This window comes from Hymenobacter canadensis, assembly GCF_027359925.1.
GTDB lineage: Bacteria > Bacteroidota > Bacteroidia > Cytophagales > Hymenobacteraceae > Hymenobacter > Hymenobacter canadensis.
Genome location: NZ_CP114767.1, coordinates 1,448,331 through 1,474,341, shown reverse-complemented (window position 1 = coordinate 1,474,341; position 26,011 = coordinate 1,448,331). Strand labels below are relative to the sequence as shown.

The window sequence follows — 26,011 nt, the reverse complement described above, 5'->3', positions numbered from 1 at the left end:
CATTGAACGGAAAGTGGCCGCCGAAGCGCCGCCACAAAGGTAGGGCCGCCGCGGCGCGGGTTTCTGCCGAAACCGCATTACTTTAGGGCAACCAGGAGCCAACCCGGGCTTTTGGCCATTTGTTTCCTCTTTCCTCGATACTACCCATGAAAAACGCCCTGCTCGCCCTCGCCCTGTTCGCCTTCGCCGGTTCCGCCGTTGCCCACGAGGGCGACAAAGCCGCCGGCAAAGGCAAGAAGAAAGAAGCCTGCTCCACCGAAATGGCCGCCAAGTGCGCCAAAACCGGCGCCACGGCCGGCACGCCCTCGTGCTGCATGAAGAAAGGCGCCAAAACGGCGGCTGTTACGCCGGCTCCGGCAGTAGCGCCGGCCGTGAAGTCGTTATAAGCAAGCCTATCCTGAGCAAGTAATTGATACCCCACGTATGTAAACATGCGTGGGGTATTTCGCTTATATAGGCTTTTTTTAGGCAAGTGATTTTACCGATACCTGTCAACAGCTTAATACGATTTCCATGGAGTCAGCCTCAGTTAAAGTGGTTTTTCATTTCTTCAATACGGTGCTTGATGAGGATTATGTGGAAAGCCTGTGGGCTGAAGTAGTCGACCAAAAACAAGGTTTATATAGGCTCGATAATGTGCCGTTTTTCGTGACGAGCTACTCGTTAGGTGACATTGTGCTGGCGGAGATGGAGGAAGGACAGCTGGTTGTGAAAGGACTGGAAGAGGAATCCGGCAACACCACGCTGCAGATTATGCTGCTGCAGGCGGACATGAAGAGTGCGGTGCAACAGGCTTTGGAGAAGCTGGGCTGTGATTGGGAGGAAAGTCATTTGCCGGGCTATTTCTCGGTCAATGTGCCTCAAACTGTTGGCTATGCGCCAATCAAGCGGTATTTAAAGCAGGCTAAAAAGCAGAATATAGTAAGCTTCAGGGAAGCCTGCCTGGCGCACAGTGTAAGATAAGCAAGCAACTAATTGTAAGAGTGTTATGCCCACTATCGAAGTCCTGACATTCATCAACGCCCCATCGGCCCGCTGTTTTCAGCTGGCGTTAAGTATGGATTTGCATACCATTTCGGCCAGCCAAACCCAGGAGCAAATCATCGGTGGCGTCCGCCGCGGCGTGCTGCAGCTCGGCGACTCCGTCACGTTCCGGGCGCGGCATTTTGGCGTGTGGCAGACGCTGACGAGCAAAGTAACAGCATTTGAGGCCCCGGGGTATTTCTGCGACGAAATGCAGCAGGGCGCTTTTAAACGCATGCGCCATGAGCACCATTTTCAAGTGCAGGATGCTGGTACCCTGATGCGGGACGTGTTCGAGTTTGCCTCTCCGTTGGGTTGGCTGGGCCAAGTGGTGGATGCGCTGGTGCTGAAACGCTACCTCCGGAAGTTTCTGGTGGCGCGTGGGCGCGTGGTAAAACACTATGCCGAAAGTGGCCAGTGGCGTGAAGTGCTGGCGGCGCAGTAACGGCCGGCGGCGGCTGTGCCCCGAAACATCCCCCGAAGCCCGGCGGTTGCAGAAGCGTCGGGCATGTTAGCCCCGCACAATCTGCCATCCGATGCCCGATAATCCTGCCCAACCTGCCGCTGCCTTATCTCCCGAAGACATTGACCGAATCATCGAAATGGGCTGGGAGGACCGCACGCCGTTCGAGGCCATTGAAACCCAGTTTGGCTTGGCCGAAAAGGACGTCATTGCCCTGATGCGCCGCGAAATGAAGGCGTCCTCGTTCCGGATGTGGCGGGCCCGCATGAGCGGCCGCGCCACCAAGCACCGCGCCCTCCGCTCCGACGACGTGGACGGCTTCAAAAGCAACCAGCAGCGCAGCATCACCCACAACAAAATCAGCAAGCGGTAAACGCGCCGCGTTTCCCCGAAAGCCATCCTGCCAGAAAAGCCGCCCGAACCGGGCGGCTTTTTCTATTTTTGGCGGCTTGTTCGCTTCGGCGCAAGCTAAAGCTTACGCTACAATCCGCTCCATGAACCAGTACCACACCCTGCTGCAGCACATCCTCGACCACGGCACCCAGAAAACCGACCGCACCGGCACCGGCACGCAGTCGGTGTTCGGCTACCAGATGCGGTTTGATCTGCAGCAGGGCTTTCCGCTGGTAACCACCAAAAAAGTCCACCTGAAAAGCATCATCCACGAGCTGCTCTGGTTTCTGCGTGGCGACACCAGCAACCAGTCCCTGGAAGACGTGGGCGTGACCATCTGGCGGGAGTGGGCCGATGAAAATGGCGAGCTGGGCCCCATCTACGGCAAGCAGTGGCGCAGCTGGGCCACGCCCGACGGCCAGAGCATCGACCAGATTGCGCAGATGGTGCACCTGCTACGCACGCAGCCCGATTCGCGCCGCATGGTGGTTTCGGCCTGGAACGTGGCCGAGCTGCCCCTCATGCGCCTGACGCCCTGCCACGCCCTGTTCCAGTTCTACGTGGCCGACGGCCGCCTCAGCTGCCAGCTCTACCAGCGCTCCGCCGATGTGTTCCTTGGCGTGCCCTTCAATATTGCCTCCTACGCTCTGCTCACGCTCATGATGGCCCAGGTCACCGGCCTGGAGCCCGGCGAGTTCATCTGGACCGGCGGCGACACCCACCTCTACAGCAACCACCTGGAGCAGGCCCGCCTGCAGCTCACCCGGGAGCCCCGCCCGCTGCCCCGCATGCGCCTGAACCCGGCCGTACAGGACATCTTCGCCTTTCAATACGAAGACTTCACCCTCGAAAACTACGACCCCTGGCCCGCTATCAAGGCCCCGGTGGCCGTGTAGCCGGCCGCTGGCAGCACTGGATTGGATGGCAACGTTCTACGAGAGTCCATAAAACCAACGGATAAGGCGCTTCCTGATTTTGTCTGCCTTAGGTAGGAGGGATTCATTCTACCGAAAAAAGTTCCGACAAAAAGATTTTTTAAGCTCAATTTGAGAAACCTTAAATCTGAAAACAGGAATAATGCCGTAGGTATCGGCATGATAGCAACTATACTTTCTGGCAATAACACGCAGCTCATGGGTTCTCTAGCGGGTTCTCCAGCGGCTGGTTTATCCCGGCAGCATCGGGCTTGGGTGGCTCTCTACTCGCTGCAATCGAACTTTCTGAGCCGCCGGGAAGTGCTGGCGCAGAACGAAGTAACGGAAGCCGACCTGGCTACTTATATGTCTGGCTGGCTGCGGCTGCAGGTGCACTCCATGCTACGTCGCCGGTAAGGAGCTACCCAATACGGGAAATTGGATAATCGACATCTGTGCCCAAAATCCAACTGCTAAGCTGGCTGCGTATCTGAGGTATGCTATATATCTCTGCGCTACCTGTTTGTGCAATGGTTCTACCTGGCCATTCGACCCCGCCATCTCCGGTGCTAAGTCGCCGTCATCGTGCCTGGATTGCCCTTTATGCCCTCGATGGCACCCACTGCGACCGGCATGAAGTATTGCGCCAGAACAACGTTACGGAAGCGGATCTGCAGGAGTTTTTTGACAGCTGGTTCCAGTTACGGAGTCGTTCAGTGGAAGTGTCTGTATAGTATTATTTAAATATCTATTTTGCTGATTGTCGGCTTACAGCGCCGGCAGCGCTAATCAGCCTGATGTACGCTCTGCAACCTGTAGCTGGCGTAGCACCGGGTGCGTTTCAGAGTTGAACAGATGACCGGCTACAGCCTGCACTGGCCGAATGCCCGCAATGTTGGCCGTGAAAACGGCTTCCGCCTGCAGCAATCCGGCCGGCTCGTATAATCCCTCGTGCCAGGGCAAGCCCAACGTAGCGGCCACTGCCCGCAGATGGGCCAGCCGGGTTCCGGCCACGCCACCGGCGGCTTCGGCGGGTACGTACACGGCTCCTTGCCAGATCCAGCCAATGGCCGCTGCCACGGTTTCGGCCACGTAGCCATCCCCCGAGAGTAAAATCAATTCTTCCAGCCCGCGCTGCTGCCGCTCGCGGGCCGCCAGCACGTAGGTTAGGGCATTGGGCCCTTTGCAGAACGATACCGGCGAGGCGTGCGTGCGCACCGTTTCCGCGAAGTCGCACCGCAGGATGGGCGTTTCCGTAGCCGTGAAGGGCTGGCTGGTGACCAGCCATTCCGCATCGGCGGTGGCTGGGGCGTAGAGGCCGCCGCCGCTGCGCCAAAGCTGCAGCCGGATGCGCTGCAGCGGCTCCTGGGCAGTAGCGGCCAGCTGCCGCACGGTGGCGGTGAGGGTGGCGCCGGTGGCCAGGGCCGCCGGCAAATGCAGGCCCAGGGCGGCGGCCGCCCGCTGCATGCGCGCCAGATGGTAGGGGAGGTAGCGCAGGCCGGCCGGCTCCCACACCAGCGTCTCGAAGAAGCCGTCGTTGAAGTATAGGCCCCGGTTGGGCAGCGGCAGACGTACCGCGTCGGCCGGCAGTAGCTCGCCGTTAAAAAGCACCATCATGCCCGCAAAGAAAGCAGCCCCGGCCGGAACCAGTTGACAAAACCGGTGGAGTTGTCGTCCACTGGCTATTTACAGCGCGCTTATCGGGCTGGGCCAGCCGAAAATCACTGCCTACTAGCCGGCAGATAAAAAACAATCTGTTTTTTTATCTGCCGCTAAGCGACTGAAAACTTGCCACTAGAGCCTGGATAAAGGGTTTGAATAGGCAAGGTTCCCCGTGGAACATTTTGACGTTCCACGATTTTTGACTACTGTTTTTATGCCTCACAGCAGCCCGAAGCGTTTGCCCGGCAGGGCCTTCAGGATGCTGCGGAACTCCAGCCCCAGCAGGAGGGAAGCCACTTGGTGCACCGGCTGCTGGGCTTTCCAGGCCAGCGTGTCGAGGTGTTCCTCGCGGTTGGGGGCCGCCTGCAGCACCAGCAGCAGCTGCAGTTCCTCGGGCGTGAAATCCAGCGGGTCGTAGGTAGTGGGGCTTTTGGGCTTGCCGGTTAGGTGCAGGGCCAGGTCCCAGTTGAGCAGCTGCTCGATGTCGGCAGGCTCGGAGTACAGGGCGGCGCGGTTGGCTTTGATCAGGTCGTGGCAGCCTTCGGAGGCGAGGGAGCCCAGCGGGCCGGGCACGGCCAGCACGTCCCGGTCGTAGCCCAGGGCCAGGTCGGCCGTGATGAGGGCGCCGCCTTTTTTGGCGGCTTCCACCAGCACGGTGCCGTCGGAGAGGCCCGCAATAATTCTGTTCCTCGAAGGAAAATTGTACTTGTCAGGTTGGGTACCGAAGGGGAATTCGGTGAGCAGCCCGCCCTGGGTGACACAATCAAACATTTTATGACACTTGGAGCGACTGCTGGAGGGTGGGGAAAGGTGTATCAGTTGCTACAACGTTTGTATCAATTGTGAGAGTTGATGGCTCGTCAGATCTTGTATTCTGGTAATGTGTGCGTCAGGGTTCGCAAGGCCCACGAGGAGGCTGGGTATTGTATTGAATGAATAGGCGCTCGTGGTAGGACTCTGAAGGCACTTCCTGTGTTACCGTACCTGAATGGTTTGCGTGTGACCTGAGCGGTATAATGCGCTTGTGAAGTGTATCATCATAAGACAGTATTGTGTGATATAGAATGCCCTCATCACTATTGGAATGACGAGGGCAGCGCCTTGATCTATAAGAGCTTAAAGATCACTAGCAGCTTTTCTTACTCTGCTTTCTTGATCTTGATCTTTGCTATCAGAGATATCTTTTAACATCTTTTTGCTGATGATTTCGCATATACCTATATCTCCACCTTTTTCTGAATCTACTCCTAACATATACGACATCCTAACAATATTACCTTCCCAACTTCTACCTATAAATGTTTCAGTGCCCGTGCCATATGAGTATTGTAGTGCTTTCAAAACTTGTTCTCTATTACTCTTTCCTCGGACTAAGAATCGTACAGATGTTAGCCTATCTTGAATAAATGTGTATTCTACGTTTTCTAATTGGATATCAGAAAGTTTATTAGAATCATCTTTCCTTCTATAAACCTTCTCTTTGTCCCTATTGCCTTCAAATTCGAGCTGCATGTTTGAAAAGGATGATAACGGTGCCCCAAACTTGGCGTCCTTAAAACCATTCTTCTCATCTAGTGCATCTAGTGACCCTTGAGCAGAAGAGCAAAAGGATACCAATACTGCCAAGATGATAAGGTATGCGTAGCGTAAATGCATCATGTGGGTCTATTCGGAGATTCGGTCTATGAATTCGTCTATATCATCAATCACGTGCCCTACAGCGTGTTGAAGATCGTTGCTAGCTGTCTGTGCACTGCTCTTAGATTTCTTCTTTCTTGAGTCCTCATGGGAATACATCGCCCAGTTAGTTTCCCTGTCTAGGCTTAGATGGATAGCTTCTGCAGCCGACCGCTTCTTGCCTTCCAGTTCTTCAGCATCTTGCCCTTCGTTCGGCTTTATTTTGCCGATGATTTCGAGGGCTCTACCGCCACGGTACTTTAGTGAATGGGTGTCACTGACGTTACGTATTTCCTGTTTGATCTTCTGCAGTTGTTCGATTGCTTCTGGAATGTTCATAGGTCTGTAGTGATTAGAGATTCCAAGCTACGCAATGCTTAGAGCCTAACAAGTGTATCATCATAAGACAGTGTAGAATTTGCCTCCTACTGCAGGGGAGCTTTGGAAGTACTACTCACCCATTTAAATGCTTTGTAAATGTATCTCAGGGCCATAAACGCAAACCATGTTAGTATTGAGAAAACGATGCTTGCTAACATGATATCATTGGATATTCTGTGTTTGGTATCATTGAAATAGTCGAAGATCCCCACAGCAGGAACCGCTAGTAGAAACGCAATAGGTAGGAGTTTTAGGTTTGCCATAATCTCTCTGGCAAAGATGATCTGAGTATGGGTAGGGGGCATAGACTTTGAGATATGTCGAAGCTTCAAAGCTATCGGGTTTTGTTGCCTCCATCCAAGAACATTAGCTTTATGGACGTAAAAACCCCACTAATGAAACAACTCATACTAGCAGCATCCCTTACTTTCCTATCCTTCACCGCCTTCGCTCAAGGCAAGACAACCAGTCAGCTGCTTGGAGCAGCCACTTCGCAGGAGGAATATAACTACGCCACCAAGGGCTTGAAAACTCAGCGTGCCCAGGGGCTAGACCTCAAGGCAGGCTATCTGATTTCGAATAAGACATCCTTGCCTGGTGGCGGTGGCAGCACAGTTACTATCGAAGACCTAGTGCTTTGCCCGCATAGTTTTTAGCCGGTCTGGAGTGGCGGTTCGGGCTTGTTGACCGGGTTGACTTTTTCGTACCAGTGCTGCAGTTTGTCTTCGGCTTTGGCAACGGTAAAGCTCCAGTTGACCTTAACGGCCCGCCGGTTGCGCTCCGTGGCCCAGGCCTGTACCTGCTGCGTCAGCTCGTACAAGGAGGCGATGCGCCGGTCGAGGCACTGGCGGGCCAGGGCCGAAAACTCCAGCTCGGCCATGTTCAGCCACGAGCCGTGCTTGGGCGTGAAATGAAAACCCACCTGCCGGCTCAGCGCCCGCGCCTGCGCCGCCGGCAGGTGCGCATAAAACGAGCCGTAGGCGTGCGTATTCAAATTATCCTGCACCAGGTCCACCCGCGGCACGTCGGCGTAGTGCGTGGTGAGCACGTGGTGCACAAAGTCGGCGTAATCAGCCTTGGTGCGCCGGGCGCGTACCTGCGCGTAGCGCTGGCCCGTGTCCAGGTCGTAGGCCAGCAGCACCACGGCCGTGCCGTGGCGCACGTACTCGTGGTCCTGCTTGGCCACCTGCCCCGGCCGGGCGGGCAAGGCGGCGAGCTTGTCGCCCAGCAGCTGGCAGGGCCGCTCATCGAAGCACAAACGTGCCCGCCCCGGGTGGGCCGGTTGCGCGTACAGCTCGAGCACGTCTTCCAACTTGGCCAGGTACTCACCGTCGAGCTGGCTCAGGCACCACTGCTTTTTCAGCCAGGGTTTGAGCTGGCTTTTTTTAAAACCTGCCGCACCGATTCCTCGCCCACGGCCACGCCCAGCTCGATCAGGCGTCCGCGCAGCAACCGAATGCTCCAGCGCGAGGCGCCGTCCGGGGCATCGGTGCAGGCCAGCGACGTGATGGTGGCCTCGACGGCGGGCGTCACCTTGCGGGGCTGGCCGCTGCGGGGCTTCTCGTGCAGGGCCGCGGCCAGCCCCTGCTGGCGGTAGCGGCGGCGTATGTTGTACACCGTGGCCCGGCTCACGCCCAGCAAGATGACAATGGCATCGGGCGCGTGTCCCTGGTGGCTGAATTGCAGGATGCGTGCCCGGTTCAGTTGCCGGGCCGGGGCCGTGCCTTTGCGCACCAGCCGCTGCAGCTGCGCTTGCTCGGTGACTGACAGTTCGATAGCAGGGGAAGTGCTCATGCCCCTCTATACGAAACTGTTCTAAAAACTATACGGGTAAAGCACTAGTGAGAAAGGCAGATCAATCCTTGGCCTGCATCATCGTTCAGGTAAACAATCCAAAGCTGGCTGAGCCACTCTACCTGGCGATTCCAAACCCAGCATCAGGTGGTGACATGTTCGGTCAGTATTTGAAGGAGCTGAATGCGCTAGACCCTGCAGTAGCTAAGATGGTCTTGTATAGTGTATCGGCACGCCTAAGTAGCACACAGGCAATCGTTGTCAAGATGATGAAGTAGAAGGAGCTAAAGAAGACAAATAGATTTGCCAATAAAAAAGCCCTAACTGGTTTGTCAAGGGCTTTTTTATTGGCAAATCTATTTGTCAGTATTAATTAATTTCGCTTTTAACTTCTTTCAATGTTGGTCAGGCTAAATGTCTAGATTTCGTTCGGTTTCAAGAAAATCTGTTTGTGGGTATACATATTTTTCGATAATCTTATTTGTTCTACTTGATACATAAAATGCTTGATCTTTCGTGATATACTTTACTATAGGATTTAGTATAGCTACGAGGGATGAATATTTTACTGTTATTGTTTTTCCATGCATATCAAAGTTTCGAGAAACTTGCTCGTTGATAATTATCTGTGATTCATTTCTTTTGCCCACTAATTCATGTAACCTCTTAGTATCGTCTGAAAGGTTGACTTTTATTGTTTCAGTCCATTTTCTCCTATTTTCTACTTGATTGAGTATATCTGCCAGAGTTTGAGAGTCTGAGCATTCATCTTTATAAGTGAAGTTGCTAAACCTTAAGTTAAATGTCTTTTCGACTAATTTAAGAAGGTTAATGTATCTGATATAAGCGTGAGACTCCTTAGCTAACTTAGGGATCTTGCCTAAGTTGCCGTAAAATGAGGACTCGTTTTCGAAGAGCAATTTTACTTTTCCACCCAATCTAACGTGTTTTATAAATTCTTCAATTGCAAGCGCTTCTGACGTATTTTTAAATACGGTATTATTTTCATAAGATATTGTATACTTCTTTGCATTAGGTAAGTCTCTTATAGTGGTTACGGTAAAATCGAATGATTTATATTTTACTTCAAATCTATATTCGTTTTTTGAGCGAAAAGCCGATCCATGCAAATCAGTGAACTCGTGATCGCATTCTTCGAATAAGACATCAAAATTGCCTTTCCGGACTGGATGAGAGGCAATAACATATTTGCCGTCTTTATCAAGAGGCATGTGTATTCCTTCAATTTCAAATAGCAGACTTGAAAAGTCACTATAAGTTAACTCTATTCTTCCAATCGTTTCACCGGAAGTGATGCTTCTTACTTTCTTTACAAGAGATTCGTTGTTTTTTATATTAAACTTGACAGAGTAATTAACGCTTCTGTTGTCTTTTCCTACCAGATTAGCTATTTTAAATCTTCCATTTTCTGCCTCTAAAATAGGCTTGAATCCTAATCCATCTAGATATTTCCCTGCAGTATCAATGCATGTATTATTGTCGTTTGTGTCAAAAACAATAGTTTTTTTTATACTGTCATAAAGTTCCTGAATAAATTCTTCACCAGTAGAATCTATATAAATAATTCCTTTGCTTTCGAGCTTATATTTCTTTAATTCATCAATGCCAGGTGCGACTAAGTATGCTCCTTTTGTAAAATCTCCTAATTGATCTTGAATCCTCTCAAACATTGCTACTATGTTCGGATCTTCGAATCCATATCCAAGAAATAGTATAACGTTATTGGCTGCTAATCCTTTCACTACAGTCCATAGAAGACTATCTTCTTGTGTGTTGAAAAACTTTCTGTAATCGTAATCGGATATAATTATTGATTCGGGAAATAGAAGGTCGCCATGAATTTTAAAGATATTGACAGAATCCTTGTTCCCGATAGCTATATGATTTCCTTTTACTATTGGATGTGCCCTTTCTCCATAGGCACGTTCAAAAAGGGTATCATAATTAGTAGTGATTATGTTCTTAAAGTGAGGAAGCTTGGCTAACAAATCGTGGAATTGGGTTGACCTAGGGTTCTTTTTAAATGCTTTTATAAGTTCAGAAGTGATCGCACTACGATTTCCCTTCTTGAGCGCGATATAGTCATCTGCTAGTTTAGGGAGGGAGGAATTCTCGTCAACTTGTTTCCTTTCACTTGCGACTAGAGTATCATAGAGGGTTTTGGCTAGCTCACCGCCCATCGGGTAACCAGCATATCTGGAAAATCCAGCACCTGCCCATATTATAACTTCCTCTTTCTTAATGGATTGAAATAGTGACTCTTTGTCCATTGTTTTTGCTTTGGATGTACGTCCGTGAAGTTACCTATAGTTAGAAAACTTCGCTCTGGGTCTTAAGAATATGTGTAGTCACTATGGCTAACATAGTCGGCTTTAGTTAGAACTTTTATGGCATATAACCATCTGATTTTATGCTTATTAGCATGTTAAAAATTGTATCAAACTGTGTCAGAAGTCGCTTCAGTGTTAGAGGTTTGCCTGTCTAGGAATAGTCCTATGATTGGCGTAATCTCATCGACAAGATGGCAACCATCAAACCGTTCATTCGGAACGTAAACAAGAACAAAGTAGAGCAGCCGCTTTCCGTCCAGTGGCAGCATCGGGGCTCCAAGTGGGTGATCTCGACAGGGCTAACAGTAGACCCTGACAACTTTATAGGAGGAAGGGCACTAGGTAAGGATGCACCCCGGATTAATGCAAAGCTGAACGAGGTCATTTCATCGCTCAGAGCGGCGCAGGCTCAACTAACTAGCTTTGGTATTGATCTTACTGTCGAAGCTATGAAGGAGGCTTACGAGAAGGCCAAGGAGGCTTTTGCACCTGATCACGAGCGTACGCTTACTGGAATCTTTGAGCGGTTCATTGATATGCGGCGCTACTCTTATTCGCGCAGTCAGGTCAAGATTCTTACCTGCCTCAATACGTGTCTCCACGAATACAACCCTAAACTCGATGTGCGCCTTGTTGATGAAGCGGAGATGTACCGCATCCAGGGCTTCCTGATTCAGCGTGGGCTGACGAATACGAGCATCCAGACATACATGACCAAGGTGCTTATGGTCCTGAATTGCTTTGCTGAAGAGTTGAACCTAGACGGACACTTCAAGCGCTATAAGTTCAACCTGCCGCGGCGCGATGACAACGTGATTTACTTCGAGCGCCACGAGTTCGAGGAGCTGGTGAATCTACCGCTGCAGAAGAAGGCGCACCTGAAGATTCGTGACACGCTCGTACTGATGTGTGTGACCGGCTTACGCTACTCGGATGTATTCTTCAATCCGGCCACCAGCATCATCGGCGATGAAATAGTTGTGGTGACTCAGAAGACCAAGCAGCGGCTCGTGATTCCTATTACACCTATCGCTCGTCAGATCATTGATAGGGGCTTGGTCAAGAAGTGTAACTACCAATACTATCGCCTGATCATTCGTCGGATTACGGCCATGATGCCGAGCCTGCAGTACCACGAAACCATTGTTCGCTTCAACGGGCAAAACCCAGTAACGACATACAAGCCCAAGCATGAGCTTATCACGGCTCACACCGGCAGGCGGACATTCATCAACCTCTGTTTGGAGGCTGGTCTGCCGATATCGAAGATCTCCGCCATCACAGGTCACAAGACCCTTGAAAGCTTCAGCATCTATGCGGACCGTAAGCGTAACCTAGCAGAGCAGCTAGCCAAGGTGACGATCTTCGGGTAGGAGTGGAGCACGAGCACGCAAAATATCCATTATGCTATTGCACAGTTCACAAATACGCTGCTTATTTGTGAGCGTCCCGACCGTGGGGATTAGGCTTTACAAGCCGCTAGGGGATTGAAGCAGGGTGGCCTCGCTTCATAACGGTTCTAGACCACCACCAGATCGTGAGATTTTCGATTGGTCTTGCAGGTACTCATCGAGTGCCTGCCCAACACCCCCTGTGTTATGGCTCGCAAAAAGCCTTGTTCTTCCAAGAAGTGGAAGAAAAACAAACCTCTTAAGGTGGTAAAAGCACTATTGATAAGTATTCCTTTGCTTGTCGAAGCTTTTATCCAGGTCGTTCATGCATGGAGTCAGCTTGAACAGCTTATCAAGTAATGAAAAAGCCCCTGCTTTATGAAGTGGGGGCTTTTTTATGGTGAGTAGGTGAGCAGTTTTGAAAGGGAATTATTATGAATATACACATAGCGAAGTTGAAATTTTTGAAGTGATGACGAGCATTAATCCTATAGTATTTTGTAAGATGCTGAGTGTCATATAGAAGATTTTGCTTGTTTGCTTTTAGTTCCCAGCAAACCGATAATTTGGCAGACTGGGGAACTTTTTGCCCTTTAGACGCTGTTACGGTAGTATAGTCTCCTGATCAGGACTTAGCAGATTACGGGAGTAGGCCACTCTCATAATCCGCACTTCTCAACAACACATATCGGAAAAATTCAAAGCCGGCGGGCTTCTGGGCGGAGCTGTGCACAAGCTCTTCGATATGTGATGTTTGCGGCACTCGGTGTCGTTTTTTCTCTCCAATCTTACTTTTGAAAAAATGACCGAGCAAGAATTGCAGGGCGGAAATATGCCCGATCCTCATACCCTGTTGCCTTTAAATCGTGGTACAAGGGTTGACAAATTCTCTGTACTAGGCAACTCAAAAAGCATAACCTTACTTTTTGAGTCCTCTGTGGCCGACACATCATCGATGAGAACTGTGACGAAAACAATGTTGAGTATCGATGATGCTAGATCACTTCATAGAGTCATGGGCGAGATTCTCCATCAAATTGAAGTTGACGGCTCTTTAGAGTCCCAGTGTCGATAAAACTGCTCTCAAACGGGGCGAACTGACATCAGCTTAATAGCATAACAGATACCGGAAAAAGTCTAAAGCTGACGAGCTATTAGGCGGAGCTGTGTACAGGCTCCAAGGTTCTGTGTATCGGTGATCATTCGATCGCCATTCCTTTCATAAAACGACTTCAAAAAAATGAGCAATCACAAATTGCATGGCGGAGCTATGCCCAAGAACCAAGGGAATAAAAACACACCTCATACTTACGCCATAAGCCCAGGCGCCGTCTATGCTCTTGCAGGAGAGCCAGGTAGCAAAGCACGTATTGAGTGGATGATCAACGAGTTTCTGGAAAACACGCTCCGGTCCTTCGGAGCGCGTCCGGGCGTTGGTGACACACTTTACATTCACCATGGATTATGCGTGAAAGTAACTCACCGTCACATTGTTGCATTCAATGTGCATTACGAGTCGACTATACTCAAGAACGGTTTTTATTACCGCTTTGAGGAAGTCAATTCACCATTCCAATTGCCCGATGGTATCCCCATAGGGTTTGAGGTGCCAGAGCCATATTTTGATACGATTCTGAAATATGTCAGCCCAGAGGAAACCCGTAATCGCCGTGTTCAGGAGATAGCTCAACTTATGGAAGCTGGTCGGTACCTGTACGTTGAAAAAGAAGCATTCCTGAAGTATGCGGCCAATGATGACCACTGCTTAGAACAGATCGAAGCATTCTACAATAGAATCCAGCAGAATTCAAAAGAGATCAGTCCTAGAGCTAGGGAGGTTCTCATTATTCGTGAGGATATGGCCATGTATGACGAAGGCACTTTCTTGGTTCATGAGAAACAGCAAATCGAGGCCGCTATAAATGATGAAAAACTCACAGCTGAGGACTTACGCCGATTTTACAGAAAGTATTCGACTGTAGTAGAGCGGCGCGAACCTTTGAGTTAAGCTCGTTATGCAGAGTTTGAGGAAATCAGAAAGCATCACGAACGTTCTGCTCTTTTATGGAACTGAAGAGGCTGTAGCCCTAGCCAAATCCTCTTTAGCTACCAGGGATGCAAGTGAAATAGTGGTGTACAACTTCGGCAGGATCTACAGCTCAGATGTAATTGGCCGAGGCGTCATAGATCAAGGTGAAAAGGTTGAATTTGTTACTAAAGGCCTTATCCCCAACGACAGAGAACTCGGTCGTTTCAGTCGGTTAAATCCTGATATCACCATCATGCATCGATGGCGGAGAAAAGGAGGCCATTGGAACGAGTCAGAATGGCGATGCGGAAAAAGCCTAGGCAAACGGATAACCAAGCCCAAGCCTCTATTCTGAGTTGAAACCCCTGGTCATGTGAGGCCAGGGGTTTCTTTTAGGGACACTAACCCGGCAATACCTATTGTCTGAAACCGAGCCGCTGGTAGCGCGCAACACCCTACAATGGTTGCTTGTATGGCCTGCTCATCCTGCGTTCGCCTGGGCCTAGCTATTATGCAAATAGAGTTCACTCGCCAGTAAGCTCTGCAGCCTCCTTTGAAAAGAAGGAGAAAATATTCTCGTATCGACGCGCTTTTTGCCCATACAGGCAATAGATACAATACAAACAATGTGGCAGGCATCCTCCTACCTGGGGCGCGTGAGGGTTTTGTTGAGTGGTCAATGCATGTTTTTCCCTCACGCGCGTTCCAACCCATCTTTGGGTAATACAATAGCATGCAGCACCATTCGTCGGTCGTGGAACACCGGAGACACCTAAAACACAACTGCATGACCCATGATACAACAGCAATTTGCCGTGCCCGGCAAAATCGACATTCCGCTTATTCTCGATTCCATTGATTTCACCCGTGAGTACGGCGGTCAATTCGCGCACATCGAGAAGAACAAGCAACGCTACATCAACGACCATCAGGACAAGTACCACTACTTCCTGCACAAGATCATTGAAGCTGGAGTGTTCAACAAAACGCTGGGTCCGCTTGGCTTTGCTTCGTTGAGCATGAAAACGCTATGTCAGATGCTGGGTTCTCGCTATGCCAAAGAGGTGAAGGATGTTCTGCTAGCAGCGGGCATCATCCAGTCCGATAACCAGTACATCGTCGGCCAGAAGAGCATCGGCTACCGTATTCACCCTGATTGGATGAGCAGGTCCGTTCTGCGTGAGGTGTTCAATCCTCACATCATGGGCAAGAAGTTGGAGCAGCAGAGGGTCCAATATCAAAGCCAACAGCAGGCAGATTCCACCTGGAAGAATCTCAATCTCATCGGCATCAATAAGCAAGAAGCGCTGAGGCACATTGAGGAGAAGCTAAACTCTTCACTTTCTGCATTACTGTCTTATGATTATACACTTGCCCATATTACTACATCCAAGCAGCTGACAAAGAAGGTCTACGAACCCATATTCCTTGCTTATACTTCAAACCCTGCGTTATACTCTCTTATGATTATACACTTGTTGCGCAAGGCAACGAGCCATAAGCAGTCGGAGGGTCTTAATGCACTTCAGCTCGTCAAGGCATCACTTCTAAGTCAGTACGAAGCAGACCGTATGGCAATCGAGAAGATCGCTAAAGGCGACTTCTTCTTGGAGCAGCCCGACAAGACCAGCAGGATCTTCACCAACATCTCCAACCTCTCATCAGACCTGCGTCAGTTCCTGTTCCACCAGCAAAGCGAGAGCCGCCTCATCAACCTGGACATCCGCAACTCCCAACCCTACATCTTCTCGCTACTTCTGGCCGATGCCTACCGTGGAGAAGAATTACCCGCCGACGTACAGGAATACATCCGCCTCACCAGCTCCGGCACGTTCTACAACGTGCTGATGGATGATCTAGGATACCCTCAAGAACAGCGCAGCGCCTTCAAGGTGAAGTTCTTTGCTTCAATCTTCTTCTGTAAAAGCGAGCACTCCGCCGGCCAGCCGTTTGGTCGTTATTTCGCCCAGCGCTTCCCGAACGTCTACAAACAAGTGGAGCATCATAAAGAGAGAGACTACAGTGACCTTGCGATTCTGATGCAGCGTCGAGAAGCTTCGGTTATACTTGGAAAGATCAGCGCAAAGCTCACTGCTTCCGGTATTTTCCACGCCACCATCCATGATTCAGTAGTGGTGCTAGAAGAACACACCGAGAAAGTTCGCAAGATGATGATGGACGGATTTCGTGATGAAATCGGTACTTCACCCACTATTGAAAGCGACCTGCTTTCTACGAGCTTGGATTGCGTGAAGAGCAATGAGTGGATAATTGATCAGCTGTTTGGCGAAACGATGGGGTCTGAAATTGCTTGGTAGATCTATCGACTAGCCATGCTTCTATATGCTTCGCTGCTCGCATCTTCGCGTCTTCCTGCAATCACCAGTCGAGTAGCATATATTGCAGATGTACTTAACCTTTTCTATCATATCAAATGAACGTCTGGCGCCTAATAACCCATCACGAAGTTGCTGATGAAGCACTCCAATGGTATCGAGAAAACGAGTGTATCTGTATCGGCTGGGAAGCCGTGGGCAACATCCAAGAAGTAGGTTACCAGAATGCTGCTGCTATTGGAGCTGCCATTAGTAAGGCATATCCTACACTGGACAACGCCCAAATGGGCGGACCTTCCTTATGGAATTTTTACCGCCACATGAAAATTGGAGATCTCGTCATCCTCCGACATAATGGTGTCAACAGAGCAGTGGTGGAAGTCATGGGCAACTACGACTGGAAACAGGATAGTGAAGAGGAGGATAGCCCACTGGATAGCTATCCGCATATGCGACGTGTGAAATTCACTTCGCAAGACCCAAATGAGCTATGGAATAACTCTGACTGGGCTGCAGGTCAAAATCAGCGCTGGACTCTCGCCCGTCTTGAAGTGTGAGTGGCAACATTGTCAAAGCAAACGCACACAAAAAAGCCTCTATCAATAATGATAGAGGCTTTTTAATGCACTCCAATTACGCGTTAAATCGCCGCTGGCTGCGCGTTTTTGACCTTGGCCTTATCAGCAGTAGGCTTTGGCTGTTGGGCGTCCTGTGACGCGGTTCCTAGAATAGCTTTAGCGTCTAGTTCAGCCCGTTTGGCAGGGCGGATGTACGGCACCTTGGCCGGCTTTTCAGCAGGCACATAGGAATCGGAGAGGAGTTCACCGAGGTCGGCCAAAGCGTTCTGAGCCTTTGCATACGATTTGCGGATTTCCTCGATACGCTGCTCGTTCTTGGCGGCGTTGGCAAGTGTGGCGGTAATGGCTTCGATGTTGAGCACGATGAAGGGGTTTAGGTTAGGGATGGGGCAAATGCACTACATTCCATCGACAGATGACAACATCGATAACATTATTTTTGCACTTTCTTGTTGGATATCAACCAGTGCGACTCATTTAACCCTTTTCAACTATGCTTATTTCTGCAGCTCGTACTCATATGGAAGAGAAGTACGCTTGGGCCGAAGCAAGCTGGCGTATCATCGAGTATGAAGCCCTGCACATCAAACCATCTACTGATCCTGATAGAAGAGGCACCGACGAGGTGAAGCTTAAACATGCGGTCTGGTCTTTCCTACAAGCCTACCAACAGATTAGGTTCTATCACGGGAGATGGCAGAAGGAAAACGGAATTAACAACCTTGCCACTAAGTATATTGACCGGTGGCGCGCTGATTTTCTCACGCCTGAGCAGAGCTACGTGTGGGGCCTGCTTAATCAAATCCGAACCCAAGACACGCACGATGAGCCATTACTGCCAACTGTGCACGTATTGGTGAGAGTGCGAGGACAGAATGGTAGGGCGCGCGCTATTAATGGAAAATTTTTAGTGGAACTCAATCGGACTAAGACGATTGAGGTGAAGGTTGTGGAGCGCTACTATGAGCTGACCAACCTGATCATCACTGGCCTTGCCTGTATGCGCCTGTTTATCGACTCATTTGATCAAGTCTCTCGCCCCTTAATGGATGGGCTTCCAGAATCACACAGAGTATTTGATTAGATGAGCGTGCTACTTGCCGTAGTCAGTATTGAATATTTTAAATGGCTACTAATTTATTGGAGCGAACAGATCGTTTAGAGGTTAATCTTAGAAGTTCTGTAAGCCCACCTGAGCCCCAAAAAGAGGTATCTCCACAGAGGTAATGCCAAGATCACGCTGATAAATGTATTTCCGCTAGTAAGGAAGGGTATAGGATATAAGTAATCATTAATAGTTCCGAGTATGCTCACGGTACATAAGGCAATGGCGATCAATTTGAGGTTGGCAATAATCTCTTTAGCGAGTATGACCTGAGTACGTGTTGGAGGCATAGAATCAAAGTGGAATAGAGTTGCCAAAACTAGCAAAGTGTATCATCATAAGACAGTATTGGGTGGATAGATAAAGGTGAAACCCGCCAAGAAGAAGTCTGAGCATACCATACAGAAAGAATGTGTTCAGTGGTTTAAGAGGATATTCCCGGAAGGATTGATCTGGAGTGTGCCGAACGAAGCTGCTTTCGCCAGGTGGTTGCACTTCGAAGAGAGTGGGGCGCTGCGAGGAGTTCCTGACGTAACCGTCGTGCTGCACGGCCACATCTTCTTTGTCGAATTCAAAACGGAGTCCGGCCGCCAGTCAACAGCCCAACTCACTGTCGAACACAAACTCAACTTGCTCGGACATTCCTACCGAATTATTCGCTCGTTAGAGGGATTTCAAGCACTATTTGAATAGCGAGGTGTATTAGAATTCCCCACGTTGAAAAGCCTGCAGAACGGTTCACGCTGCAGGCTTTTTCGTGTTTAAAATAAGGGCTTGCGCTCTTTCTTGTGCGTTCTGGTGGGAATAACCAGCACCTGCTGCACCTTGGCCGCCGGCATCTGCGTCAGCTCACAGGCGTTGAATTGCAAGTCAAAATCCGGCAACCAGCTAAGCGGTTGATCCAGCTCGACGAGCAGGTTCAACGCTTCATGTTCTAGATCAGGAATTAGTACCATTGTATAATATGATAAATTATATATATTGCTTTGCATTATCACCTTTCACATTAACAGCCTAATGACTGAAAACATGGAAGAATTAGAGAATTTTGACGAGAACGAGCCAGCAGAAGCTGTAGCTATTTTGCCTGCAATCGAGGAAACAGCAGAAGGAGTATCTCCTGTAAGCTTAGCTATACCTCTACGCGTCGAGGAGCCAAGGAAGTTCCTGTGGAAAGGTGTTACAGATTGTGGTTCAGCCAGTAAGTATGAACCTGCAATCAAAGAGCAGTATGGTCATTGGATCGAAGCGACGAAGAAAAAATACGCAGACCGATTTCCTGTAAAATGGGGACACACAGGAGGCCAGCCATGGACTAGGCCTGTTTCAGGCGGCCTTGGCGCCGCACGCAAATGCATTGGCTGGCTAGATACGACATGCTACATGGAATTCTTGTAATACCCTTCAAATAAGGTGATAATAGCAAGTTCAGCGTCTGTTCACTACAAAAAAGAGACCTCATGTGAGGTCTCTTTTTTGATGGAGCTTAATTGGCTTTGCTGCTTCTTTTCCTGTTCTTAATGGGGGTTTCCAAGGTTCTTTCAAGGCTCCACCCACTTCTCAACCTGTTAAGAAACGTGGTGAATCTCTTGTCGCTTCTATCCAGATTGACAGAGGCTAATAGGGCATAGAGCTGCTTGACCTCCTCGCTTTTCTTGTTCTCGCGCCCAACCACGATTGAACGTGCTTCTTCCAGCGTCATTCCGGATTTCACTCTTCTGTGGTAGGTGAAATAAGCGGGGTGCTCTGTGGTAAAGCCGGACTCAACTAAGATTCTGGTTGCCTCTAATCCTTCCTTGGTGTACCTGTCTTTATCGGCAAGCAGCGGCGTGGAGAGCGTCTTTTTCAGACCCCAACCCTTACTCAATCTCTGGTAGTAGATCGCACGCATTGGGTCGTCTTTGGAAATCATATTTTCATCCAACAGATCGAGGATTTTCAACCCTCTTTCCGTGTTTCTGACCGTGTTTCTCATGTTAATCGTTTGATCGCACCAGCGCAGATTCGAGGCATGGTTACAGGTCTTTACACCCGAAATGTGATCGATGATCTTGTACTCTTCCGGTTTTTCGTTTTTGCAGAAAGCCAAGGCAACAAGGCGATGCACACGGACTATTTTCATGTCGCCGTTGTCGAAATAAACGCGCACATCATAGTAGCCTCTTCTTGACAGGTATTGCATGAGGTAGCGGCTCTTTTTGCGGTCGTAGATAGCCCCATCCTCGAAAATGTAATACCTCGATAGGTTTTTCAGAATGACCTTTCTGATTACTTCTGTCGCTGCTGTTCTTTCAGCTGCAGGTTCTTTACTGGCTTCTACAATGGAGGCTGTAACTGATTTTATAAAGGATTCTTTAATTGTGTTATTCATATTCTATCTACTGAAGCTGTAGATAGAAAATGAAGAAATAGGGTGTTTTATGCGTTAATAATTTGATTATTTTAATAAATTATAAAATTTAAATAAGTCGTGAAAAGGTGAAAAAGCCCGGTATATAGGGGTGTTAGAGTTAAAATCAGTTACGTGCGAGATCAAAAGCATCGACGAGTCCAATAGAACCGTGACCTTCTATGCGGCGGCTTTTGGCAGCGTCGATAGTCATGGCGACATCATCCAGAAAGGGGCTTTCGCCAAGACAATCAAGGAGAACTATAAGCGAGTCAAGTACCTGTGGAATCACAATTCCACGCTCTTACCGGTCGGAGTAATTCAAGGCCTCGAAGAAGATGATTTCGGGCTGAAGGTCACGGCTTCCATTCTGGAAACCACGATGGGCAATGACCTGCTGGAGTGCTATCAAAAACGCGCTGTTACCGAGCATTCTATTGGCTTCTACACGATCAACAAGAAGTCCGATAAGGAGGGTCACAGAATCCTCACCGAGGTTCAGCTGCTGGAATGTTCTGCCGTGCTGTGGGGCTCAAACGAGAACACCCCACTGGTCGATATCAAGTCCGACGAACTGGTTTCGCTGGTCGAAAGCATCGATAAGCGTTCGCACAAATTATACAAATCGATAGCTGCTGGAAACCTATCGGAAGAAGCATGTCAGCTACTCGCGCTGGAACACGCGCATATACATAAAGCGATGACTGATTTATTGAATTCGTCACTCACTACGCCGCCTGAGCCGGAAGAAGAAACCACTCTGGAAGCACCTGAGCCGAACGAAGTAGATAGAAAAGGAATGGCACTGGCTGCGTTCTATGCCGCCTATCAAAACAAAAAGTACCCTAAAAATTAAGTGGAAAATGAAGTTAAAACTGCCCAGGATATTGCAGTTGAGTTAAAGAAGGATGTTACCATACAGGTTAAAAGTGTCAGCGACGAGCTAAATGAAAAGCTGCAGACTGTTCAGGCATCCGTTGATGCGTTGGCTACTGCCCAGAAGCTGCAGAACCTCAATACCGAGAAAGAAGGCAAATCAGCACTCGTAGTAGCGCTTGAGGCGAAGAGCGGTGATTTGAAAGGCCGTCAGCGCAACCAGACGGTAGAGGTTCCCCTCGATGTCAAAGCATCGGTAGACATGCTGCGTGGAAACACAGTAGCCAACTCCCAGACGCTGATTGCGACAAGTGGTTATGTGGCGCTCCCGAACAAGCCAAAGCATGTTCGTGATTTCATGCGCATTGCGCCATTGTCGCAGCCTTACCTGAAGTATGATCGTGAACTAGCTGCTGAAGGCGCTCCTGCCATTGTAGCGGAAGGCCAAATGAAGCCAAAGGTTTCCTTCTCAACCGAAGCTGTAACAGCCACCGCTGAGAAGATTGCTATGCACTACAAGCTCTCGACGGAGCTTATGCACGATGCTCCGGCATTCGCCGCTTCGCTACAAGGTCGTGGACGTGAAATGGTCTTGAACGAGGAAGATGCACAGCTGATCTACGGCACCGGCACTTCGGGCAACATCCAAGGAATCTATCCATTGGCTGCCCCTTTCAACGCAAACGGTATCAAAGTAACCAACCCTCAGAACATCGATGTGTTGCGTGTAGCGGCTGCTCAGGCTCGTAGATCGATGTACCGTGCTAATGCTATTCTGATGAACCCGGATGATGTTGCGGAACTCGAACTCACCAAGGACGAAGAAGGCCGTTACCTGCTGCCTACCCTCTATAGTGGTGTTCTGCCCGCTGTTGGTCGCATCGAGATTATCGAGATTGATGCCATCAACCCAGGCGAGTTCCTAGTAGGTGCTTTCGATCTAGGCGTTGAAATCTACCAGGTAGAATCGCTAACCGTAAAAGCCACAGACTCCAACGATAATGACTTTGTATTGAACAAGGTGACGGTGGTAATCGAGGAGCGCTTGCTGCAGGCGGTAACACGTCCTTCCGCATTCGTGAAAGGCACCTTCGCCGGCGCTATCGCTACACTTGCGGCTGTTGTATAAGTGGAATGGAGGGGACAGGGATCATGAGAATGAAAGCTAAAACCTCCTTCTATTTCCAGTCGGAAATGTGGCCAGAAGGAGTCGTAAAAGACGTGAACGCCCACAACGCAAAGCTTCTAGAGGAAATCGGGTTGGTGGAAGAAGAAAGAGTTGAAATCGAAGTTGAGATTGAAACGAAGCCTTTGAAGCCCGCACGAGAAACGAAACCTGCGAAGCGTAGTGTAGAGAAAAAGTAACTGAAAAGGGAAGCCACATGGCTTCCCTTTTTCGGATGCTGTCAAATAAATAGAGTATCACCTCCGACTCAGGGGCGCAGCTTCCATCTTTACAGACAGCACCCTAAGGGCCACATAAACTATACAAAACGAATGACTTGGTTGGTCGTATTAGATTCATGGAATGTGCCGATGGCAAAGTTGCCAAAGCCGAAAAGAGCCGTGGACCCGTCATCGAAGAAAAACAGAAAAGCCACCCCGCCCGCGTAATGGTCCCGGCCTACGGCATCTATTCGCATTTCAATCTCGGCTTTGCCGTTCAACCCATCTCTCGTAAGGGAACTGTCTTTGAGCGTAATGTCAAAAATTTTCTGGTCCCCTTCCCGAGTGGACCCGCCCTGCCCATCCTTCCCAATAAAATCGTAAATGGCCAGCGGTATTGTTTGGTTGATATAGTGGACTTTAACCGTCATCTTAGAGTCATTATCTAGGTTACTACCACTAGCGGAGGAAGTACGGAGCGTCGCTTGGAGTCTTAGAAGTTTGGCAGCCATGAGCAAGATGGTTTAGGAGTAGGATAGTAAGTTGCGCCCTCCTGGCAAAGGGTTTCACAATATAAGAATATATCTCAAATGTACCATTTTTTAATGGTTTAAGTCTATATGGCTTGCCCTTGCGGGCCGGTTAGGTATGAGAGCATCACCGGTCCTCGTTAAAGGTTACAGCGTTTTGATACCTTATCACGAGCGACCATGCCAGTCGGTCACGGACTCGGAGGTTTTCCCCTATGTGTTTAACAACACCCTTTTTCATGATACATACCTACCAAACAAAGACAATTATTAATGGAGCCGGTAGATCTATCCTATTTCAAACTGTATGCAAGACTCCCTGCGAGTGAAATGGAAAACGCCCTGCTTTCCGCGTTCATCACCGCCGCCCGTGAAAAGGCGGAAACCTATTGCAACCGGGAATTTATCAGCAAGACGGTCAAGAGGACTTTTACAATCGATAAGCCGTTAGACATTGCTAGTGAGGATATACTAGAGGTCAGTGGATTCTATACCAGCATCAATGAAGCGATTAGCGCGGCATCCTATTTCAACAACTACAGGAAGGGCATAGTAGTCAGTAGGGATTATCCTATCGACTACTCTAACCTTCCCACCTACACGGTCAAGTATCAGGTAACGGTTGATCCTGCAGAGGTGCCAGAGGCGGTCAAGATCGCCATCTGCAAGATTGCCAGCGACCTGTACGAGAATCGTGAGAACGGCTCCTTTCCAAGCAATGGCATCACCTACAAAACACTGTTGGCTCCTTTCCGGAAGCTATAAATAGGTATGCCAGCTGCCGGAAAGTACCGAGAACAAATTGCCATCTACCTGCCCTATGCCACCCTATCTGATGGTCTTGGAGGCCGTGTTTTGAGTGGGGTTGGAACCAGCTTCACCGTCTGGGCACGCGTGCAGGCGCTACCTGCCAAAGAAGATCTGATAGATGGTAAGATCACCTACCGCCAGCCATTCAAGGTCAGCCTTCGCTACGATGAGCAGATCAGCAATACCAGCCGGATCGAATGGAACGGCAAGCGCATTAGCATCAACTCCGTCGTGGTGAACGAGCGCAAAACAGAAATGCAGCTCCTCGGAGTCCTGGTAAAGTGAGTGTACGTGTTGAACTAGAAGGAGCGGATAACCTTAAAACGAAGCTCCGTGCCTACCTCGTCGGCGCACCTAAACGAGTGCAGAACCTCATTGCCAGTATGCTGCTGGAAATCGAAAGTGATGCCAAGCGATTAGCGCCCGTTGATACGGGCTTTCTACGCTCTACCATTCATGCCAACCTGGGCGGCAACTTCTCAGGCAGGGTGTCGGCAGATAGTGCCTATGCCATCCACGTAGAGTTCGGAACCTCCAGAATGAGGGCCCAACCGTTCCTGCGCCCTGCCTACCAACTGCACAAACAAGCCTTCTTAGCCAACCTGAAACAGGCGTTGAGATTCCGATTATAACGCATGTCAGACCCTAACCTAATCGTACAGAAAGCCTTATTCAGCGCACTGAACTCCTCCTCAATCACCCTCAACGGTGCTCCTGTGCCCTTGTACGCCTATGCCCCTTCAGGAGCTGCAGCACCTTACATCCTTATCGATCAGATAGTGACTCTGCCGGTAGCAGGTGCCGTGGCCTGCGCTTATTGGGAGTGCTTTTTCCAGTTCACCATCATCACCTCGTTTGCGATAGATGGCGTGGCGAGTGATGGGCCTTCTCTGGAGATCAGCGGCCAGATCCTGAGTGCCTTGGAAGGGCAGGTGCTGGACTTGGATCAAGGGTTTCAGATGAACCCACTCACGGTGGTTAGAACCCGCAAGTATGCCAAATCAGATTCCCATTCCCTGAAAGTGCTTCGATATATAGAAGTGAAGGTCAAAGCCTTCAGAAATAAACAAATAGACTAATAAATGGCTAGTGAAATCCTTGCAACGAATGTTGTGATTAAGATAAATGACAAGGTGTTCGGCTGCGCTCAGACCGCTTCCTTTTCAACCAAACGCGAGATGACTTCTGTCGTCTGCTCCGCTACGGGCGGATTTACCAAACAGGTGCCCGGCGCAGAATCGTGGGATGGTTCTCTGACTGCCGTTATGCGTGTATTCGGCACTGCTGAAGAAGCAACCAACGTAACGGCTCGTGAGATGTATAGTGCCCTGCGCCAGGGCGCTTTGGTAGATATCGAATATCAGCTGGGCGGGGTAGATGAGTACGTGTTCAGCTCGAAAGCCTACCTCTCCAATGTGGATTTCAGCATCCCTGAAGGCTCAGGCGTTGTGACCTGGACTGCCGGTCTTATCGGTGCTGAACCCTTGCTACTTGGAATCTAAGCTAAACAAGCAGCCCTATACTTATGGAAACTAAGGAACGTGGATTTGGCACTATGGTGATCGGAGGCCGTGAAAGAGGCTTTCACATCGGTACTTTTCAAAGCAAGGTGTTCTGCGACCATCGCGGCATCAAGCCCTCTGACTACCTAGAAGAGCTTGGTAAATTCGCACTCGTAAACTCTGTCGAGAATAATATCTTCGTGTGTGATCTTCTCTACTCCGCACTGGTCGCCTATGGCACCTTTAAGCGTGAGCAGATTGACTTTACGGCGGACGACGTGATGTTTTGGGCGGACATGGCCGAAACCGAAGAGTTGGCAAAGCTCTTCACTGTGATGGGGGAGATGAGGCGTAACACGCCAAAAAAGTAGGGCGCGTACACGCCGCAGAGACCGACGATAGCGCACCAGACCCAGAGGAT

At 49.6% G+C, this 26,011-nt stretch carries 33 protein-coding genes; 22 read left to right on the top strand and 11 right to left on the bottom strand.

The window, feature by feature from the left end:
- The first annotated feature begins 146 nt into the window (after positions 1 to 146).
- From O3303_RS06430 to O3303_RS06405, 6 genes are all read left to right on the top strand, one after another.
- Entirely contained in the window at positions 147 to 386 is a 240-nt protein-coding gene (locus tag O3303_RS06430; protein ID WP_269561240.1) for a hypothetical protein, read from the top strand.
- 127 nt (positions 387 to 513) lie between these two features.
- Positions 514 to 963, top strand: coding sequence for a DUF4265 domain-containing protein (locus tag O3303_RS06425; RefSeq protein WP_269561239.1), 450 nt, complete (start codon positions 514 to 516; stop codon positions 961 to 963).
- A 25-nt stretch (positions 964 to 988) separates the two neighbouring features.
- Entirely contained in the window at positions 989 to 1,468 is a 480-nt protein-coding gene (locus O3303_RS06420) for an SRPBCC family protein (RefSeq protein ID WP_269561238.1), read from the top strand.
- 91 nt (positions 1,469 to 1,559) lie between these two features.
- Entirely contained in the window at positions 1,560 to 1,859 is a 300-nt protein-coding gene (locus O3303_RS06415; protein WP_269561237.1) for a TIGR03643 family protein, read from the top strand.
- A gap of 121 nt (positions 1,860 to 1,980) precedes the next feature.
- Positions 1,981 to 2,775, top strand: a complete 795-nt coding sequence (locus tag O3303_RS06410) for a thymidylate synthase (protein WP_269561236.1) — start codon at positions 1,981 to 1,983, stop codon at positions 2,773 to 2,775.
- 294 nt (positions 2,776 to 3,069) lie between these two features.
- The gene (locus O3303_RS06405) at positions 3,070 to 3,210 is read left to right on the top strand and encodes a hypothetical protein (protein WP_269561235.1); all 141 of its coding nucleotides are present in this window, start codon (positions 3,070 to 3,072) and stop codon (positions 3,208 to 3,210) included.
- 372 nt (positions 3,211 to 3,582) lie between these two features.
- On the opposite strand, the gene O3303_RS06400 is transcribed toward O3303_RS06405, so the two are convergent.
- The 4 genes from O3303_RS06400 to O3303_RS06385 form a co-directional block, all read right to left on the bottom strand.
- A complete protein-coding gene (locus tag O3303_RS06400; protein ID WP_269561234.1) occupies positions 3,583 to 4,410 on the bottom strand; it encodes an aminotransferase class IV in 828 nt (275 codons plus the stop codon).
- Positions 4,411 to 4,674: 264 nt separating this feature from the next.
- Positions 4,675 to 5,226: a DNA-processing protein DprA gene (locus tag O3303_RS06395; protein WP_269561233.1), complete on the bottom strand. Its 552-nt coding sequence runs from the start codon at positions 5,224 to 5,226 to the stop codon at positions 4,675 to 4,677.
- A 345-nt stretch (positions 5,227 to 5,571) separates the two neighbouring features.
- Positions 5,572 to 5,967 carry a hypothetical protein gene (locus tag O3303_RS06390; protein ID WP_269561232.1) on the bottom strand — a complete coding sequence of 132 codons (396 nt, stop codon included), beginning with the start codon at positions 5,965 to 5,967 and terminating at the stop codon, positions 5,572 to 5,574.
- Positions 5,968 to 6,120: 153 nt separating this feature from the next.
- Positions 6,121 to 6,471 carry a hypothetical protein gene (locus tag O3303_RS06385; protein ID WP_269561231.1) on the bottom strand — a complete coding sequence of 117 codons (351 nt, stop codon included), beginning with the start codon at positions 6,469 to 6,471 and terminating at the stop codon, positions 6,121 to 6,123.
- A 359-nt stretch (positions 6,472 to 6,830) separates the two neighbouring features.
- Between O3303_RS06385 and O3303_RS06380 the strand changes: the two genes are divergently transcribed.
- Positions 6,831 to 7,169, top strand: coding sequence for a hypothetical protein (locus O3303_RS06380; RefSeq protein ID WP_269561230.1), 339 nt, complete (start codon positions 6,831 to 6,833; stop codon positions 7,167 to 7,169).
- Here the strand turns inward: O3303_RS06380 and O3303_RS06375 are convergent.
- From O3303_RS06375 to O3303_RS06365, 3 genes are all read right to left on the bottom strand, one after another.
- Positions 7,166 to 7,858, bottom strand: a complete 693-nt coding sequence (locus O3303_RS06375) for an IS630 family transposase (protein WP_269561884.1) — start codon at positions 7,856 to 7,858, stop codon at positions 7,166 to 7,168. The genes O3303_RS06380 and O3303_RS06375 overlap by 4 nt on opposite strands.
- Before the next feature lie 14 nt (positions 7,859 to 7,872).
- Positions 7,873 to 8,307: a helix-turn-helix domain-containing protein gene (locus tag O3303_RS06370; RefSeq protein WP_269561229.1), complete on the bottom strand. Its 435-nt coding sequence runs from the start codon at positions 8,305 to 8,307 to the stop codon at positions 7,873 to 7,875.
- Between the two features lie 410 nt (positions 8,308 to 8,717).
- Positions 8,718 to 10,598, bottom strand: coding sequence for an SIR2 family NAD-dependent protein deacylase (locus O3303_RS06365; RefSeq protein ID WP_269561228.1), 1,881 nt, complete (start codon positions 10,596 to 10,598; stop codon positions 8,718 to 8,720).
- 251 nt (positions 10,599 to 10,849) lie between these two features.
- Between O3303_RS06365 and O3303_RS06360 the strand changes: the two genes are divergently transcribed.
- The 4 genes from O3303_RS06360 (at position 10,850) to O3303_RS06345 (ending at position 16,971) form a co-directional block, all read left to right on the top strand.
- On the top strand, positions 10,850 to 12,031 hold the full coding sequence (locus O3303_RS06360; RefSeq protein WP_269561227.1) for a tyrosine-type recombinase/integrase: 1,182 nt from the start codon (positions 10,850 to 10,852) through the stop codon (positions 12,029 to 12,031).
- A gap of 1,288 nt (positions 12,032 to 13,319) precedes the next feature.
- Positions 13,320 to 14,057: a hypothetical protein gene (locus tag O3303_RS06355; RefSeq protein WP_269561226.1), complete on the top strand. Its 738-nt coding sequence runs from the start codon at positions 13,320 to 13,322 to the stop codon at positions 14,055 to 14,057.
- 815 nt (positions 14,058 to 14,872) lie between these two features.
- Complete coding sequence (locus O3303_RS06350) at positions 14,873 to 16,396, top strand: hypothetical protein (RefSeq protein ID WP_269561225.1); 1,524 nt, start codon at positions 14,873 to 14,875, stop codon at positions 16,394 to 16,396.
- A gap of 116 nt (positions 16,397 to 16,512) precedes the next feature.
- Positions 16,513 to 16,971, top strand: coding sequence for a DUF8426 domain-containing protein (locus O3303_RS06345; protein WP_269561224.1), 459 nt, complete (start codon positions 16,513 to 16,515; stop codon positions 16,969 to 16,971).
- Positions 16,972 to 17,054: 83 nt separating this feature from the next.
- Here O3303_RS06345 and O3303_RS06340 read toward each other — a convergent pair whose 3' ends face one another.
- Positions 17,055 to 17,354, bottom strand: coding sequence for a hypothetical protein (locus O3303_RS06340; RefSeq protein ID WP_269561223.1), 300 nt, complete (start codon positions 17,352 to 17,354; stop codon positions 17,055 to 17,057).
- A 158-nt stretch (positions 17,355 to 17,512) separates the two neighbouring features.
- Here O3303_RS06340 and O3303_RS06335 point away from each other — a divergent pair, with 158 nt between their 5' ends.
- Entirely contained in the window at positions 17,513 to 18,076 is a 564-nt protein-coding gene (locus O3303_RS06335; protein WP_269561222.1) for a hypothetical protein, read from the top strand.
- Positions 18,077 to 18,858: 782 nt separating this feature from the next.
- Here O3303_RS06335 and O3303_RS06330 read toward each other — a convergent pair.
- On the bottom strand, positions 18,859 to 19,053 hold the full coding sequence (locus tag O3303_RS06330) for a hypothetical protein (RefSeq protein WP_269561221.1): 195 nt from the start codon (positions 19,051 to 19,053) through the stop codon (positions 18,859 to 18,861).
- 73 nt (positions 19,054 to 19,126) lie between these two features.
- On the opposite strand from O3303_RS06330, the gene O3303_RS06325 reads away from it, so the two are divergent.
- Positions 19,127 to 19,495: a hypothetical protein gene (locus O3303_RS06325; protein WP_269561220.1), complete on the top strand. Its 369-nt coding sequence runs from the start codon at positions 19,127 to 19,129 to the stop codon at positions 19,493 to 19,495.
- A gap of 88 nt (positions 19,496 to 19,583) precedes the next feature.
- Here O3303_RS06325 and O3303_RS06320 read toward each other — a convergent pair whose 3' ends face one another.
- A complete protein-coding gene (locus tag O3303_RS06320; RefSeq protein WP_269561219.1) occupies positions 19,584 to 20,468 on the bottom strand; it encodes an HNH endonuclease family protein in 885 nt (294 codons plus the stop codon).
- Between the two features lie 190 nt (positions 20,469 to 20,658).
- Between O3303_RS06320 and O3303_RS06315 the strand changes: the two genes are divergently transcribed.
- The 3 genes from O3303_RS06315 to O3303_RS06305 are packed head-to-tail and all read left to right on the top strand — an operon-like array spanning position 20,659 to position 22,727.
- Positions 20,659 to 21,342, top strand: a complete 684-nt coding sequence (locus tag O3303_RS06315) for an HK97 family phage prohead protease (RefSeq protein ID WP_269561218.1) — start codon at positions 20,659 to 20,661, stop codon at positions 21,340 to 21,342.
- Entirely contained in the window at positions 21,343 to 22,491 is a 1,149-nt protein-coding gene (locus O3303_RS06310) for a phage major capsid protein (protein ID WP_269561217.1), read from the top strand. It begins immediately after the preceding gene.
- Positions 22,492 to 22,520: 29 nt separating this feature from the next.
- Entirely contained in the window at positions 22,521 to 22,727 is a 207-nt protein-coding gene (locus O3303_RS06305; protein WP_269561216.1) for a hypothetical protein, read from the top strand.
- A 119-nt stretch (positions 22,728 to 22,846) separates the two neighbouring features.
- Here O3303_RS06305 and O3303_RS06300 read toward each other — a convergent pair whose 3' ends face one another.
- Positions 22,847 to 23,260, bottom strand: a complete 414-nt coding sequence (locus O3303_RS06300; RefSeq protein ID WP_269561215.1) for a hypothetical protein — start codon at positions 23,258 to 23,260, stop codon at positions 22,847 to 22,849.
- 348 nt (positions 23,261 to 23,608) lie between these two features.
- On the opposite strand from O3303_RS06300, the gene O3303_RS06295 reads away from it, so the two are divergent.
- The 6 genes from O3303_RS06295 to O3303_RS06270 are packed head-to-tail and all read left to right on the top strand — an operon-like array spanning position 23,609 to position 25,961.
- Positions 23,609 to 24,043: a head-tail connector protein gene (locus O3303_RS06295; protein WP_269561214.1), complete on the top strand. Its 435-nt coding sequence runs from the start codon at positions 23,609 to 23,611 to the stop codon at positions 24,041 to 24,043.
- A gap of 6 nt (positions 24,044 to 24,049) precedes the next feature.
- Entirely contained in the window at positions 24,050 to 24,373 is a 324-nt protein-coding gene (locus O3303_RS06290) for a phage head closure protein (protein ID WP_269561213.1), read from the top strand.
- On the top strand, positions 24,370 to 24,720 hold the full coding sequence (locus tag O3303_RS06285; RefSeq protein WP_350356612.1) for an HK97-gp10 family putative phage morphogenesis protein: 351 nt from the start codon (positions 24,370 to 24,372) through the stop codon (positions 24,718 to 24,720). Before O3303_RS06290 ends, O3303_RS06285 begins: the two co-directional genes overlap by 4 nt.
- A 3-nt stretch (positions 24,721 to 24,723) precedes the next feature.
- On the top strand, positions 24,724 to 25,167 hold the full coding sequence (locus tag O3303_RS06280) for a DUF3168 domain-containing protein (RefSeq protein ID WP_269561211.1): 444 nt from the start codon (positions 24,724 to 24,726) through the stop codon (positions 25,165 to 25,167).
- 3 nt (positions 25,168 to 25,170) lie between these two features.
- Entirely contained in the window at positions 25,171 to 25,590 is a 420-nt protein-coding gene (locus tag O3303_RS06275; protein ID WP_269561210.1) for a hypothetical protein, read from the top strand.
- Positions 25,591 to 25,613: 23 nt separating this feature from the next.
- Positions 25,614 to 25,961: a hypothetical protein gene (locus O3303_RS06270; protein ID WP_269561209.1), complete on the top strand. Its 348-nt coding sequence runs from the start codon at positions 25,614 to 25,616 to the stop codon at positions 25,959 to 25,961.
- Positions 25,962 to 26,011 lie beyond the last annotated feature (50 nt).